The organism is Rhodococcus sp. NPDC059968 (assembly GCF_042738615.1).
Lineage (GTDB): Bacteria > Actinomycetota > Actinomycetes > Mycobacteriales > Mycobacteriaceae > Rhodococcus_F.
Window position 1 is genome coordinate 1 of record NZ_JBHWUE010000098.1, and the last position, 15,147, is coordinate 15,147.

Annotated in this window: 12 protein-coding genes and 1 pseudogene; 7 read left to right on the plus strand and 6 right to left on the minus strand. The window is 62.2% G+C overall.

The genetic code is table 11. The features are described from left to right. Window positions 1–363 precede the first annotated feature (363 nt). The 3 genes from ACFWAY_RS43395 to ACFWAY_RS43405 are packed head-to-tail and all read left to right on the plus strand — an operon-like array spanning window position 364 to window position 2,920. On the plus strand, window positions 364–960 hold the full coding sequence (locus ACFWAY_RS43395; protein ID WP_378514840.1) for a tyrosine-type recombinase/integrase: 597 nt from the start codon (window positions 364–366) through the stop codon (window positions 958–960). Further along, window positions 957–1,892 (plus strand): tyrosine-type recombinase/integrase, encoded by a 936-nt coding sequence (locus ACFWAY_RS43400; RefSeq protein WP_378514841.1) that lies wholly within the window; start codon window positions 957–959, stop codon window positions 1,890–1,892. Before ACFWAY_RS43395 ends, ACFWAY_RS43400 begins: the two co-directional genes overlap by 4 nt. Next, the gene (locus ACFWAY_RS43405; protein WP_378514842.1) at window positions 1,889–2,920 is read left to right on the plus strand and encodes a tyrosine-type recombinase/integrase; all 1,032 of its coding nucleotides are present in this window, start codon (window positions 1,889–1,891) and stop codon (window positions 2,918–2,920) included. Before ACFWAY_RS43400 ends, ACFWAY_RS43405 begins: the two co-directional genes overlap by 4 nt. 106 nt (window positions 2,921–3,026) lie before the next feature. On the opposite strand, the pseudogene ACFWAY_RS43410 reads toward ACFWAY_RS43405, so the two are convergent. Next, window positions 3,027–3,728 (minus strand): annotated as a pseudogene (locus tag ACFWAY_RS43410) (PDDEXK nuclease domain-containing protein); the annotation flags it as partial. 1,468 nt (window positions 3,729–5,196) lie between these two features. On the opposite strand from ACFWAY_RS43410, the gene mihF reads away from it, so the two are divergent. Then, a complete protein-coding gene (mihF, locus tag ACFWAY_RS43415) occupies window positions 5,197–5,514 on the plus strand; it encodes an integration host factor, actinobacterial type (RefSeq protein WP_378457453.1) in 318 nt (105 codons plus the stop codon). Window positions 5,515–5,594: 80 nt separating this feature from the next. Here the strand turns inward: mihF and ACFWAY_RS43420 are convergent, their stop codons facing one another. After that, window positions 5,595–5,936, minus strand: coding sequence for an Lsr2 family protein (locus ACFWAY_RS43420; protein WP_378457454.1), 342 nt, complete (start codon window positions 5,934–5,936; stop codon window positions 5,595–5,597). Window positions 5,937–6,621: 685 nt separating this feature from the next. Between ACFWAY_RS43420 and ACFWAY_RS43425 the strand changes: the two genes are divergently transcribed. Next, the gene (locus ACFWAY_RS43425) at window positions 6,622–7,128 is read left to right on the plus strand and encodes a helicase associated domain-containing protein (protein ID WP_378457455.1); all 507 of its coding nucleotides are present in this window, start codon (window positions 6,622–6,624) and stop codon (window positions 7,126–7,128) included. A gap of 282 nt (window positions 7,129–7,410) precedes the next feature. Here the strand turns inward: ACFWAY_RS43425 and ACFWAY_RS43430 are convergent, their stop codons facing one another. Beyond that, the gene (locus ACFWAY_RS43430) at window positions 7,411–8,520 is read right to left on the minus strand and encodes a hypothetical protein (protein ID WP_378514843.1); all 1,110 of its coding nucleotides are present in this window, start codon (window positions 8,518–8,520) and stop codon (window positions 7,411–7,413) included. 226 nt (window positions 8,521–8,746) lie between these two features. Then, on the minus strand, window positions 8,747–9,640 hold the full coding sequence (locus tag ACFWAY_RS43435) for an integrase (protein ID WP_378514844.1): 894 nt from the start codon (window positions 9,638–9,640) through the stop codon (window positions 8,747–8,749). A gap of 1,905 nt (window positions 9,641–11,545) precedes the next feature. Here ACFWAY_RS43435 and ACFWAY_RS43440 point away from each other — a divergent pair. Beyond that, window positions 11,546–12,466 (plus strand): ParA family protein, encoded by a 921-nt coding sequence (locus ACFWAY_RS43440; RefSeq protein ID WP_378474017.1) that lies wholly within the window; start codon window positions 11,546–11,548, stop codon window positions 12,464–12,466. 411 nt (window positions 12,467–12,877) lie between these two features. Next, window positions 12,878–13,207: a hypothetical protein gene (locus tag ACFWAY_RS43445; RefSeq protein WP_378514845.1), complete on the plus strand. Its 330-nt coding sequence runs from the start codon at window positions 12,878–12,880 to the stop codon at window positions 13,205–13,207. 689 nt (window positions 13,208–13,896) lie between these two features. Here ACFWAY_RS43445 and ACFWAY_RS43450 read toward each other — a convergent pair. After that, window positions 13,897–14,091 carry a hypothetical protein gene (locus ACFWAY_RS43450; protein WP_005262439.1) on the minus strand — a complete coding sequence of 65 codons (195 nt, stop codon included), beginning with the start codon at window positions 14,089–14,091 and terminating at the stop codon, window positions 13,897–13,899. A 73-nt stretch (window positions 14,092–14,164) separates the two neighbouring features. After that, window positions 14,165–15,022, minus strand: coding sequence for a ParA family protein (locus tag ACFWAY_RS43455; RefSeq protein ID WP_268793044.1), 858 nt, complete (start codon window positions 15,020–15,022; stop codon window positions 14,165–14,167). Window positions 15,023–15,147 lie beyond the last annotated feature (125 nt).

Genomic DNA, 15,147 nt, shown 5'->3' on the forward strand with positions numbered 1-15,147 from the left:
GACCACCTGATGCCCGCCCGACGATCACGAACCAACCCCCGCGTGGTCAAACGAGCGATCTCCAAGTTCGTCGCCAGCACTGCCCGCGGCCGCACTCGAGGGCCAAGTCTCAAGGCCACCATCGCCATCAACATCCTCACCGACATCGACCCTTGACAACACAACCCACGACTTAACTACACGGCTTTGGGGCTAGACGACGTGCGGGGATTCCTGATGGCCGTGGCCCCGAATCACCGGTCGGGCATGGGGAACACCGTGTGGGCGGTCAAGCGATTCTTCAGCTTCCTCAACGACTTCGAACTGTCCGACCTGCCAGTGCACGCGATGTTGTCACAGGTCTCACCGAGACGGGTTCGGATCTTGCCGCGCTTCACCCAGGACGAGGTCGCCCGGCTGCTAGCAGTGATCGACACCGCGACGGCCGTCGGCAACAGGGATTACGCGATGGTACGACTGGCCGTGTCGACAGGGCTGCGCTGCGGCGACATCACCGATCTGCGGTTGGAGAGCATCGACTGGCGACGAGATGAGATCAGAATCGTGCAGCGAAAGACCTCGGCCACGCTGGCGCTGCCGCTCACCGCCGAGGCTGGCAACGCGGTCGCCGACTATGTCTTGAACGCCAGGCCTGCCTCCGATGCACCCGAGGTGTTCCTGCGCGCCTACGCTCCGCACGTCAAACTGACGGGACCGACGGGCGCGTTGATCATGAGACGCTATCTGGCCGCGGCGGGCATCCACCACAAGGCCGGCGACGGAAAGACGTTCCACGCGTTACGTCGCACCCTGGGCACCAGGCTGATCGAGACCGGTACGGAACTGCCGATGACCGCCCAAATTCTCGGTCATTCCCGAATCGACTCGTCGAAACGCTACATCGCCTTGGACACGGACTCGCTGCGCGAGTGCTACCTGCCCTTGACCGGCTTTGGATGCCGGGCGGAGGCGCTGCAATGACCAACTACAACAGCGCGTTCGCCTCCCATATCACCGCAATGCTGGAGCTGAGGGACTCGCTGGGCCTCTACACGGGCCCGCTGCCGTTCGTGATGCAAAACTTCGACCGGTTCTGCCTAGCCAAGCATCCCGACACCACCGCCCTGACAAGGGAACTGGCCACACAGTGGTGCGACGAGGGCAAGTCGGCGGGCAGGTCAGGCTACAAGATGCATGCCATCCGGTCCTTCGGCAAATACCTTCAATCAGTCGGTGCCGATGCGTTCGTGATGCCGTCCGCCTGGATCGGAAAACCGGCCAGGCGATTACCGCACATGTTCACCGACGACGAGCTGGAACGGTTCTTCAACGCATGTGACCGGATCGAACCATCGAAGCTGAGCCCGTACCGCGAGCACATCATCCCTGTTGTGTTCCGTCTCATGCTCGGCTGCGGGCTTCGACCGCAGGAGGCCCGGCGGCTACGCCGCGCCGACGTCGACCTCGACACCATGGTGCTGACCATCGTTCACGGTAAGCGCCGCAAAGACCGCCTCGTCCCAGTCGGCGACGACATGACCGAGCTGCTGGCGAGGTTTGACCGGCTCGCCGACATGCGCCAGCCCGATCGCGAGTGGTTCTTCGAACAAACCTCCGGCCGGCCCTACCCGCCCCGCTGGCTGACCGCGCAGTACCACCGCGTTCGGGCAATAGCCGACGGGGTCGCCCCCGGCTCAACGCCCTACACGCTGCGCCACAACTACGCCACCCGGACACTCGCGCGCTGGGTCGACGAAGGCCGCGACCTCGGCGTCTGGTTGCCCTACCGGTCCGCCTACATGGGCCACGCCACCTACACAGCCACCGCCTACTACGTCCACCTGCTGCCCCAGCGGATCGCCGCGACGGGCGTGACCAGCGCGGACGGGATCATCCCGGAGCCTCCGCTATGAGCACACCGGCCGACACCTTCCTCAAACACCTTCGTGACTGGTTCACCGTGTTCTTGCCCAGGCAACGCGCTGCCAGCCCCCACACCATCGAATCTGCCCGCCGCGCCTGGAACATGCTCCTGCGCCACGTCTGCGACACCGGCGGCATCCCCGTCGACAAGATCACCTTCCCGATGCTGGACCGCGCCTGCATCACCGGGTTCCTCGAACAGACACGTGCCGAACGCAACTGGACAGCGGCAACCTACAACCAGCGCCTCGCCTGCATCCGGTCGTTCTTCAAATACGCCGCCACCGCCGAGCCGACACTCGCCATCCACCTCGCCGATCTCGCAGGCATCCCGCTGATGAAAGCGCCCGCCACCAAACCCGTCTCCCACATGAGCCAGCAAGCGATCAAAGCGCTCCTCGCCCAACCCGATCCGACCATCCGGTCCGGACTGCGAGACCAGTTCTTCATGATCTTGATGTATGACACCGCCGCCCGCGACGCCGAGATGCTCTCTGCCGCCATCGGAGACCTCGACGCCCAACGTCTCACCATCGACCTACTCGGCAAGGGATCCAAACCCCGCCGCATCCCCATCACGAAGGAGACCGCCGCCCACTACAGGCGCTACACCGCCGCGTTCCACCCCGACCCCCAGCTTGGCGACCCGCTGTTCTACACCATCCACAGCCACCGCAAGACGCGCATGTCCGACGACAACGCCGCCCGGATCATTCGCCAGCACGCCCAAGCCGCCCACCGAAAATGCGCCGAAGTGCCCGCCGGAGCACACCCCCACATGCTGCGCCATTCCCGAGCCATGCACCTCTACCAGGCAGGCATGCCGCTCGCCCTCCTCACCGAGTGGCTCGGGCACGCCGACCCGCAGACCACACTCATCTACGCCCACGCCGACACCGAAATGAAACGCCGCGCCATCCAGAAGGCCACCGCCAACGGCGCCCCGACACCCCAGCCATCCCAAGCTGTCTGGCACGACAACGAAGACATCCTCAACCGGCTACTCGGACTCAGATGACCGCAATATCCCGACACCCAACCAACCGAAACCAACATCACCCCAGGCTGCAAGCACAAAGCGGCCGCTCGACACCGGGCCTCGGAATAACCCGGGAATCGGAATAATCTATGTAGAAATCGTCGCCGTACGTCGAAGTGGTACTGCCTGCCGACGAACGCGAAGCCGTGCCCGAGCTCAAGCAGAAACCGCTCCAGCCGAGCCATCAGCGCCGCCTCGAGCTCTCGCTCGGCAACCCGATCAGTGAGGTCCAGGAAATCGAACACGTACGGGTCGCGCACCAGTTGCTGCGCGAGGTCAGAGTCGCCGGCGGAAGGTGCTCGGTGAAGTTCGAAGGCGCCGCGCCGATTCGCTGGTCGAGTCGGTTGCGGATCTGATGCATCAGGACGTTGCGGGACCAGCCGTGCTCGAACGCCGCGGTCGCATACCAGTCCCGGTTGGCCTGGTCATCGAGTCGGTCGATCAGCAGCAGCACGTGGCCCCACAGAAGTTGTCCAACAGACTGCTGGACAAATGCGCTCCGCGGCCACTCCGCGGCAACCTTCCGCATGTAGTGCAGGTTGCTCCGCGAGAATCCTCTCATCTCCGGAAACTCGGATCGCAGATCCACCGCGAGCCGGTCGATGACCTTGCTGCCCCACCCCTCGGCGGCCTGGCGGTCGAGGATGGCCCGGCCGATGTCCCAGTACAACAGGAGCAGTTCAGTGTCGACCAGCCGCGACGCCCGGATTCGGGCCTGGCGGACCTGAGACTTGAGATGCTCGAGGAAGTCACGGTAATCGTCGGGTAGCAGTCCAGAATCGCTCACCGAGCCATCTTCCCGCAGATGGTGGCGAAGTCAGCACGGCGCCCGCACCCGCGGCGCGTCACCCCGGGGCGATCGAGATCCGGGGTGATCGAGATCCGGGGCGATAAGCAGCGATGTCTCGCCGCCTGCACATTCACATTCCCACCGGCAACAATCTCGGCGCTCTGGAGGTAAGCCAGTGGTGCCCAGCCACCGCCGTATCGCCACGCGACGCCGGAACGACGAACCGATGATTCCGATCCCTTCATTCAGGTCCGACAACCATCCGTCTCCGCCGAATCAAACCCCGCCGGGCGGCAGAACTAATCGATGTCTTCCGGCTAGCCCCTCTGCATCCCCAAACATCGCTTTTAGCACCCCCTGACCCCACCCTGCTCACCAGCGACAATCCCCACCGCGCCACATTCGGTCATCGCCGGCAGAGACTGACGGTCGGTCTACCGCACCGGGAGAAGTCGGCAGGACCATGATCGACCCGCAAGCCGCCTTCGTAGGGCGCCATACCTGTACCGAGGCATCCCGAACTTTGTGGCCAGTTCCGCCCGCTTCACTAAGGTAGGAGGTCCGCGCTAAGCCAGTCGGAAGATCAAGCAGCATTGTTGGCCTGTCGCGGCGAGAAGTCGAGGGTCCTCTGCACCAGCGGGATTCGACACTTCTGCTGTTCGTCCCGACAATCTCCGCGGGGGAGTCGATGGCGCACCTTCACTCGTCGCGGGAGTCCCCCTGCTCGCCGTCATCACGGTCCGAATCCGATCGGTGATCTGGAAGTTTTTCCGTATCAGGCCATTTTGCGAGTTTTACGCGATGAAGGCAGGGGATCTTCCGCACGTACCCATCCTTGGTGACGCACCGCTCACCAATCCCTACACGACAGTGCGGACAGGGAATATGAGCGACGAACTCGAACGGATCCATCACTCACCTCCACCGACTGTGATTTCGTCATACGACTATGACTGACCATGGCGAATCATGCCGCACCGACGCGTAGGCCACCACCGAACACCATTTGCGCAATCGATCCGGCGTGCACCTCGAAACTGAGCGATTTTTTTCCGACACCTACTTCGCTGGCACGCACAGGGTGCATCACGCCACCCCGGCTCACGCTCCTCGAATTATCGAGTCAGCGGCTTCATTACCATGATCCCCATCTTGGAAGCGCCACCGAAATCCGCAGCGTTCATCTCCACCGCAACAGCTTCCACCTGAAGCAAGGATACGATCGGCGATCATTGATCACCCAGATGCAAGGACGTCTTTGCTCTGAATCGACAACGCTCATCGCTAGCGAGACACCCAGACGACATATTGATCAGGCACACTGTCGGACACATCCGTAGTCGTAAGAACAGCCATCCGGAGGTCGTTCCTCAGCGATCAGGTCGCGGACATGTCCGTTCCACCTGGCACGATGGCGAGGGACAGCCAGACGATCTGGCCGAACAACGCAACAAGGAGCACCATCATGGCACTGCCTGTCTTAACACCGGAACAACGCGCCGAGGCACTGGCGAAGGCCGCCGAAGCCCGCAAAGCGCGTAGCGAACTCCTCTCAGCAGTGAAAGCTGGAGACCTCAGCGTCGAAGCGGTGCTCACCAAGGCCGAAACGGACGAAATAGTGAAGAAGACGAAGGTCTCGGCACTACTCAAGGCGCTCCCCGGCGTCGGATCAGTGAAGGCCGCGAAACTCCTCGAGGAACTGTCGATCGCCGAGACCCGTAGAATCGGCGGACTCGGAGCCAACCAGCGCCAGGCACTGATCGACGCGTCGTCCACCTCCTGACATTGGAACTGCTACAGCCTCCGGCCAACTCGAAAGGAGCTGGCCGGAGGCCGTTTTTCACCTCGCGTGACGGCGTGGACTCAGTGAGCCGCGCTGTACGCTTCCTCGACCTGAGCGGGGATACGTCCACGCGTGGACAGCTCATAGCCCTCGGTGGTCGCCCATTCCCGAATTTCCTTTGCCCGCGCACGCCCCTGCGACGGATCCACCGCAGGAGTCGACCGACGCTTCCGACCGCCGACGCGAGTTGCATGCTCGATGTAGTAGGTAAGAGTGCTGTGGAATTCCCTGGCGTTCTTGCCCTTCAGGTCGATCTCGTAGTCGACACCGTCCACAGAGAACGCGATGGTCTCCCCTTCGCCGTCCTTGATCGGAGTTCCGTCGATGTCGTCGATGCGTTCGACAACAATTTTGCGCGCCACAGTTCCACTCCTTCACGTCGATAACCCGGGGAACACTACTGCGAAGTAATGTTCGCCTGCCAATCCGCGACAGGTTTCGAACAGGACATCGCTGATTCCACTTGGTTGAGCACGATCGGTGCCCACTCCTCGGAGGCCGGGCGCGACCATCCGGTCGTAGATCCCGGCTCACGACGAGCGCTCGTCTCACTGGAAACACTAGGAATCCAAGCCGCATCCCGTCGACTGCACGACCTCTCATGGGTGGAGGTTCGCGGGCAATCCGTTGCACCTTCAACCACGACCGCCCACCGCCAGCTGGTACCCCTGAACCCCCGCGGCCTGAACACTCAGCGCGACAATAAATCCCCGTAAGCCAGAAATCATTTTGTCGGCGGGCTCGGAGCTTTGGAAACTGCGAGGAGCACCAACGCGCGGCTATCGAGCAGGTCCCTCGGATCCCCACACAGCTCAACAGGAGCCCGAATTGGGGAGAGAGTTCCAGTTCCCGCCGATGCGAATGCAGGGAATGTCGACGGCCCTCTCGCCGAAGACGATTGCGAAAATGACACGATCGAGCAGTCCGAGGTGGACAGATACTCGGTGCCAGTCCGGCGGTCGCTTCACCGCGATCCGGGTGATTTTCATGACACGCGGTCAATGTGGTTGACATCGTTAAAGAAGAAGCTATGTACTTTACAAATATATGGATTCCACAGAAGGACTGATCTCGATGCGTACTCGCCGGTCCGCAGCCTCGGCGCTGGAGCTGTACTCAGCATTCCGGCAACAACATCCTCACACAGCGATACCCGAGAACTACGTAACTGAATGTGGCTTCCAACTCGGTCGCTGGCAGTACCGGCAGCGCGTCGCGCGAATGCTCGGCACCCTTCCGGCAGAGCGCATTCACCAACTCGATTCAATCGGCTTCGTATGGAGCGAAGACAATTCCCCACTACCCGCGGTCACCCGCACCGACAGCAAGCGACGTCAGATGCTGGCCGAGATCGCTGCTTACCGTGAGCAGCACGGCAATGCACTCGTTCCCGCGAACTATGTCAACTCTGAAGGCGAGCAGGTAGGTCAGTGGCTCTACCGGGCAGTGAAGAAGTGGAGAGCAGACGCGCTACCCGACGAAGAGCGTGGCCCACTCGCAGCACTTGGAGTTTCTCCTGGTCCCCGCCCACGCGGACCAAGAACCGCAGCGTGAAAACCGATCCCGACCAACAGACCCTCCGCCTGAGCGATGGAGAGTGGTCTCCGCGTCTTTGATGAATTGCCCATGGCGGAGGTCTTCGGAAGTCCGGGGTCGGAATCGTCGTAGCCATCCGTCGGCACAGTCAGTGGGACGTACCCACGCTCACAATACGTACGACCGTATTACATGGTGGAAGTCCTCACCCACACTCAGCCCTCTCGGCGGAGGGCACTGTTCCTCGTTCTCTCCCTGGGACAGGGTCTTGTTCATTCCCGGTGGTCGCACCGCCTGTGACTACGCCATGCCCATCTGAGCGAGCAGTTCCTCGGTGCGACTTAGGATCGCGTCGGCCTTCCGATCGATATCCTCGAACGCCTCGGCGAGGTCTCCCAATGCCCGGACATCCGCATACTTCCGAGCGATAGCCGCCTCATACTGCTCGGCAAGTGTGTCCGGGCCGAGCGATGTGCAGTCCATCCCGTTCTCGGAGCCGTCGACACAAGACGAGGACCCCTCCTCTTCCACCTCGACGTCGGCAGGTCTGTCCGTCGGATCGGAGCGGGTATGACTCGCCGAGGCAACTCCCGTCAGATGCGCAGTAACGATCGCCGTGACCGACTTGCCGGAAATCCCTCGGCGATCGCGTCGGAGTGCGGCGAAATGTCCCCACTGATCGAAGCTCGGCAGCAGGGGCCCGTCGTGACCCTCTCGCAGACCCGGCAGCTTCCCGTAGGACTCCACCATGTCAGCGGCAATCTCGTGAGCACTGGCAAGACTTCGAGCGAGCACTCGGTTCGAGGGGTAGCGATCGAAGAACGCCTGAAGGCGTGCCCATCTCAGGTAGATCGCGACGGGGCAACACTGAGGGTTGTCCGCTAATGGGTGCAGCTCCAAAGCGTGTCCGCCACCGACGGTCACAATCTTCCCGTCATACGTGACGTCGCTCCGTTGAAGGTTCCCCACCTCAGTCGCGGATATCCCGACAATGCAGTTGAGAACCAGGATGAGCGCATCCCTTCGACCAAACAGTCCTTGTGGCCAACCGACAGTTGGCAGCGTCAACAGCACCCCGCGTGCGGAGCGAGAGAGATCGTCGCGTTTACCTGCACGTGCGGACAGAGCTTGACGGATCACTCGAGCAGACCCAGGCGCGGGGTACCCACTGGCGTTGTGCACCCAATTGATCGCTGCAACACGCCGCCGCTGGGTGGACTGAGCCGCCGGATGCTCGCCAAGGAACCTCGCGAGGGCAAATGGACCAGCGGGAAGTGCCGACGCCTCAAGCGCTGTACACCAATCAGCGAACAGAGCCCAGTCGTGTCGGTACTGTGCGCCCTGACCGTGCCGGGGAAACAGCGCGGAAACATCCTGCACGCCTTTGATTTCCGTCTGGGCGATGATCACAGTATGAGGTTATGCAATACGATGCCGCCGATCACGTACCCGCGCCATGTGTCGCCCCGGGAGTTCTCGCGCCGAGCCGGCGAACTGCCCGCTCCGCACATTCGTTCGGCATCGTCCCTTGACGGTCGCGGGACGAACGAAGAACTGCAACCGCACGCTCACCAAAGGCCCGCCCTCTGTCACCTTTGCTCCCAATAGCGTGATCGGGCCCGGCGCCCAACTGTTCTTACGCTCTCGCGACACTAGCCGTACGGCACAAAGATCGGTCACGCTGCGCGTCGTTGTCCAGGCGGTCTGCAGCGGCGCCGGCGCGCAACGACTCTCCCCCGACCCGTTCGACAAACTCGTGGGGATGGCCTGCAAGGGCTGCGCGCCGCCGAATCGCGGCGTGGATTGCGGCGCCCGAGAGCGCGCCCGAGTTGATGTTGCCGTTCGCGCGGATGGCACGGAATACCGGTAATGCCGGGTCATCGACGACCGGCGCTTCAGAAAGGCAGACGTGGCCTTCGAATTCCTCGTGTTGGTGGAGCAGCCGAATCACACCGGGACGACCCAAGCCGTCGACGGCCGAAACCACCTCGAGCCAGCGCCGGTAGGCGCAGGGAGCGCACATCGTGTGATCCCGCGATGACTGGACATGCGTGATCGAGCCCTCGACCGGACCCTCATGCGGCCCTGGACGCTGGACGTGTAGATCGCCGTCGCGGCACTGGGCAACATCGGCAATGGTAAGTACTGACAGCTCGCAGCGCCGAAGTGCCCCGGCGAACCCCACTAACAATAGTGCGCTGTCGCGGCGCTCCCGCGCACGCTTGGCCCATGTCGTTGCGTCGCGACGACTCGCGCCGACAATTCCTTCGAGCTCGCCGATACGAAGTGGGTGCGCCCGTTTGGTTGGGCGGTCACCGTTCTGCTTGTATGCCCGTCGCGCGTTCGCGAGCGCATCTTTGACACACGGCGACCGACCGGGCAGGGGCAATCCAGATGCGCGGTGCCAATAGTTGATGGACGCCACCCACCGACTCAATGTCGCAATGGAGTACATCCGATCGCCCACGACGGACCGCGTCTCCGCGCTCTCACGCACATAGTCGGCGACAGCATGAGGGTCGGTGGGCATCAATGAAATTTCACGGGGCGCACACCAACTCGCGAACCTAACCCAGTCCTGCCGGTAGTTTCGCGCGGTGCTGGCAGATTGCAGTCGGTCGAGGTCGGCGACGAGTAGATCGTCAACACCCGGCAACGAACCTGTCGCGTCGCCGCCGGACGGAGCGGTAGGCATTGCCCCCACGGACCTCGGGCTTGTAGGGCACGACGCTTCGTGATTGCTCACGTGCACATCATTCCAGGCGTATGTGTCGATTTCGTGGATCCGCTACGCTGCGTCGCGATGGCACTGCCGCGGTCACGGAGGTCGCCGTTGCCAGATGCGCGGTGATGCACGGTGCATCACCGCGGTCGTGACTGAGGGGGACACCGCTCCCCCACCGACACCCGACCGCCCCCGATTCTTACGCCGACAATGGAGACAATCGTGGGCCACTCCTCGCAAGGAGTCGATCGCAACTTTCATTGCTGCGGTGGTGCCTATACTCTGATGATGGGCCCTGACCTGCGGACTCTTTCTCACATCGAGTTCCGAGCGTCTTTTAGCGTGGGTCGAGTAACAAATTGCGGAAGTGACTCGCTGTGGTTCCTTTCCTCCGCCGTTCTCGCAGGGCGCTTGTCGCTCACCGAGGGCCAGACGGACGTAGAACCCGCTGCAGCACATCACACCGAAACATTTTGACCAGGTGGTTTGTGCCATCAGACGCTGTGGCTGCGGTCAGCACGACCTGTGCGAAGGTTCCCGATTTGCCGGCATCGCGGGGTGCGCTATTGCACCGATGCCTTGCCCTCGTCGATTATGGCGTGGCGAGTGCCCTGAGACGATCTTTTGGTTCGGTGCATCGAGGCCTGCTAGAAGTCGCTGTTCGGCTCGACTACGAAGGGTCTGTGTTCTCGAATGCTGCAGATCAACCCCTTCCCGCAGTACGTCACGTGACGTAACACGGGAAGGGGTGTGGATGTAGGCGGACATGATGCTGGTTGGTTCTGAGCGCCACCCCAAACATGAGCGGATTCCACCCCTTTTTCTAGGCGGCATGCATCGCCCGTGGTCCACTAACAGCAGCTTACAAAAGGTCATAAATACGACCTGTCGTATGGCCTTACATATGGCCTTATGAGAGGTGATCGTGGAAGCCATTCCAGGAGTCGAACATAGATGCCAATCGCGCGCCGCTCGCGCGCGCGATTGCGCACCGAGGGACGTCGTCCCAGCCGGCACACAACCCCTCCCCCAGACCCGAGTCTGCAGCAGACGAACGCAACTTCACCCATCTGAACAGGGAGTTTGACACCTCAGCACAGTACAGAACGCGTCAGGCCACCATTGCCTGCCGTCCGGAAGACCAGATACCCCCTACGCCACCACTTGACACCGAGCGACTCACCGTGGACCCGAACACTCTCTGCAGAGCGAGCAGAGTCCACTCCCCCACCGCGCAGAGTCACCCAATAGAGGACGCAGAACGGGAACACCCTGTGACGTTCACGGCGCCTAGTTGGATATCTAAATAGGGGTCTGACCTGCCTATATGCCTACGGCACTACATATGGCCTTAGCTACGTCCTTATCCAACACCGTAAACATCACCGGTAACCGGATCGTCTCAGTGCCCTAGGTGATGACCTGTGTAATCACCATCTCAACCACCTCGGCCATGCCCTGATAAATTACCCTCGAATAGGCCGTGTGCACGATCATCATTCCGATCTATTACAAGACGGTGTCTAAGGCCCGTTCAAACAACAGTGCATACGGCCTAGAACAAGACCTGTTGCACAACCTTTCCCACGACTCCTAATAGGACCTGGTTAAATGCCCTACCAACGGCGACACTCATGACTTGTGGCACGCCCATAGGCAAGGGCGTGTCGTTGGCCATCTAGCTGACCAGCCAGCCGTACCCTGCTAGGCATGTCACCAACGCAGCCCCCGCGCAGTGTGCTCATCGCCAATCAAAAGGGCGGTGTCGGCAAGAGCTCGATCGTCGCAGCTGTGGCAGGCATGGTCTCAGCGGCCGGACGCCGGGTACTCGTCGTAGACGCGGACCAGCAGGCAAATGTCACATCCTCGGATCTCGGAGTCGAGGGAGACCGCGGGAAGGGCCTCAGCATGGCCCTTCAGTACGCGCATCCGCTCGAACCCACCCGAGAGGTCCGACCGAACCTCGATCTCATCCCCGGGGGACCAGCACTCGCGGTCATCGGCGCGATCGCGGCCACCGCAGCCCAATCAGGTATGGATCTGCGCGGCAATCTCGTATCCACCCTCACCGAATTGCAGTCAGTCGAACACTACGACCTGATTCTGATCGACTCGGGCCCCGGAGACGCTCCGCTGCTCGATGCGCTGCTGGGTACAGCGCGGTACCTCTTGGTACCAACAAAGGACGACGACGCAAGCCTGTCGGGAGTGGAGCTCCTCGCAGCCCGCTACCTTCGAGCACGTGAGAACGGTTCCCTCATCCAACTTCTCGGCGTCGTTCTCTTTGATGCGAACCCACGCGCGACAGCGCGGAACCGTGAGGTCTTCGAGCAGGTTGAGGACCTGCTCGAAGGTAGCGGCGCTGCGCCGTTCGAGACCTTTATTCGGTCCGATCGTGCAGCCGCCGTTGATCTCCGGATCCGTCACCTGACCCCCGCAGAACTGGTCACCGCCGCGGAGGATCAGCTGAAAAATCGGATCCAGCGGCTGCGCGACAAGAAGCGCCTCGGTGAGCGATTGTGGTCCCGAGACCCATCCGGTCTTGCGAGTGACTACCAATCCCTTACCCGAGAAGTTCTCAGCCGGTTGGCGTCGGCGGAGAAGGACGAAGTTTCCGGGGGAGTGGCGTGAGTGCACGACGCCGGAAGGCCGCATTCGATCCCGGAGCTCTTGGCGATCTCGACGACTTGCTCCCCACGCTGAGCATTGTCGCCGAAACGGTCGACGAGACGCCTGCCCCGCAATCCCCGCCCTCACCGGACGACCCAGAAGGTGAGGCAGTTCAGACGGTACCGGAACCGTCACCCGTAGTGTCGCCCGATCCTCCCGACTCGGACGACGCGTCACCGGAAGTGGGGAACGCTGAACCTGAAGCCCCCCACCCGCAGTCTGAGGCTTCGAAGGCGGTCGTCGCGCCCCGCCGGAAGCCCAAACCACGCAGCGACAGCAGCCTTGCGCCGATCCGGACCGCCCCTCCTGAGGTCTATCTACCCCCGGCGGTGTACACAGCACTACGCCAACTCACGCTCGAGGAAAGACAACGTGACCGCGCAACGGCGCGTCCATACGGGCAAGTGGTTCTCGATGCCGTTGAAACGCATGCCGGCGAACTTCAACACCACTGGAGCACCTCAGAACCTCACGCAAGCGCCGGACTATTCAAGCGGCGTGAAGCCGGTGCGCAACCGCGCCGCCGACGACACAGCGAGATTCAGGCTCGCGTTCCTCTTGCCGGGATCATCGCCTCCGATACCGCAACACTCGATGCTCTCGCTGAAGAGTGGTCCGCGGGTAGCCGAAGCGCGCTGGTCGAACACGCGCTCCGCCTGTATCTGGATGTCAGACCAGACTGAGACCGACAACAGCGCCTGAACACGCGCGAGTCGACGACCGGAACGGGGCGAGGGGAACCGGGGGAGGGGAGGGGCGTCCAGTCGTGCGACCGTGGGGAGCGGACCCTGTGCGCGGCGCCCCCTGACCCTCGCCACCTCAACGTAGTGGCGGTGGTGTCCCAAGCCCGTCGGACCATATCGCCGGCAGGACGCCCCGGGAGAAGGTCGGCGCTGCGGACCCCTGCCCCGATATGGTGACGCGGTGGCCGAAACAAGGTTCTCCCGAGACACGATCGTGGGTCTCGTCGTGCTACTCATGTTCGGACTCGCAGCACTAGTGCCCGGTCTCTCGATGGGCTGGAATTGAGTCAGTGGCCACGGCACCACGACGGCTACGGGGATCTCTTTTCTGATCATTCTGATGTTCGGCGGCAGTGCTGCAACCGCCTACGCATGCCGTGGACTGTGGCGCCGCTTCCGTCGTCCATCACACAATTGACCGACGACTCGATCAACTCGAAACGGACAGCCCACCTGCATCGACGTGACGACGGAACCGCACGCCGACCACACCGACTTGGCTCCCTACCCACCGCGCGACACGCGACTCGCTCGGTAGCCCCGACTCGCCCATAACGATCCAGCAGAGAACTCACCTCCGCGGCGATTACACCGACCCCTGTGACACCCTTCAGCCTGCCCTTGAGCTCTCCATGCCGCCGCCCTGCGTCACACCGCCTTACCGGGCTCCAGCGGCTCAGCGTCTGGCTCGATCGCGCGACCATCGTTGTAGGTCTCCGCAATCACTCTCAGCTGCGCCGCGAACGCCTCCTGTGTGAACTGCATAAGCGAGTACGGCCGCCCGGTCTTGCGACGCACCAGGCGTACGGCGGCCCGGGCGAGCGCGTGCAGATCATGGGGCACATTGACTGTGCTCGTCCCACGCGAAGGCCGCATATGCCGCCCAACATCGTTCACCACAGGTGGCCTCCAGCCCCTACGCGACCACTGCCCGTTGTCCGAACAGCCCCAGCTTCTGCATATGAGTCAGCGCAGCTCGGTAGTCGCTGGTGACCGTCTTTGCCCTGTAACCGTAAATCGGCACCGGAACATAGTTCGTGTAAGCCTCATCCACGATGCTCGCACGACGGATCGGCGGCGTAACCCTGTCCGCATACTCGCTCAGCAGATCATCCATCTGCTCACGGTAGACGTCACCGATCGGCGGCACCGCGCAGGGGACGATAGACAGCAGCGGAACATCGACGCGGTAAGTCCGCTTGATCTTCCGCAATTCCTGCTCCAACGCCGGGATGCCTTCGTTCTCCTTGCCGGAGGGCTTCGTGCACGTGATCAAACCCCACGAACCGTAAGGCCCCTCCTCATCGACGGTTGTCGCGAGAATGCCGGCGATAACCAGAACATTCAGGGAGCCGGGGGAGTCAATCAAGGTAACGTCGACAGGATCCGCCTCCTCCAGGGCGTCACGCAAGTGAAGTACACCACCCGTCACCGCAGGCAACTCCACGATCAACTTGTCGAGTGTGTCGCGTGCGGCGGGCACGATTGTCAGGTTGGGGATCTCTTCATATACGGGCTGGTCGCCTTCGTCGTATCCCCGCAACACCCGTGCTGGACGCTCGACTTCTTTGATAGAAGCGTTGCGCCGCAGCACGTCGGCGGCGGTCTTACCGGATGCTTCCGGATACCCGAGCCACGTGCTCGCGTTTGCCTGACTGTCCATGTCGAGAACCCGGACGCGGTATCCGTCCTGAGCGAGCAATGTGGCCGTCGAGGTGACCGTTGTGGTTTTGCCGGCACTGCCGGACAGGGTTGCTACTGCGTAGGTAGCCACGGGAACTCCTTGCGGTTGAATGTCTTGAACTGGATTGATGTCGCCTTTTTGGTTGATGCACCGTGCATCACCCGGCCGAACGAGTAACGAACCTCGGTGATGCACCGTGCATCACCCGACGGAAC

Bases quoted from the DNA above. Each gene is read 5' to 3' on its own strand.
- ACFWAY_RS43400 (WP_378514841.1), top strand. From the start codon at position 957: ATGACCAACTACAACAGCGCGTTCGCCTCCCATATCACCGCAATGCTG.
- ACFWAY_RS43405 (WP_378514842.1), top strand. From the start codon at position 1,889: ATGAGCACACCGGCCGACACCTTCCTCAAACACCTTCGTGACTGGTTC.
- mihF (WP_378457453.1), top strand. From the start codon at position 5,197: ATGGCACTGCCTGTCTTAACACCGGAACAACGCGCCGAGGCACTGGCG.
- ACFWAY_RS43425 (WP_378457455.1), top strand. From the start codon at position 6,622: ATGGATTCCACAGAAGGACTGATCTCGATGCGTACTCGCCGGTCCGCA.
- ACFWAY_RS43435 (WP_378514844.1), bottom strand. From the start codon at position 9,640: ATGCCCACCGACCCTCATGCTGTCGCCGACTATGTGCGTGAGAGCGCG.
- ACFWAY_RS43440 (WP_378474017.1), top strand. From the start codon at position 11,546: ATGTCACCAACGCAGCCCCCGCGCAGTGTGCTCATCGCCAATCAAAAG.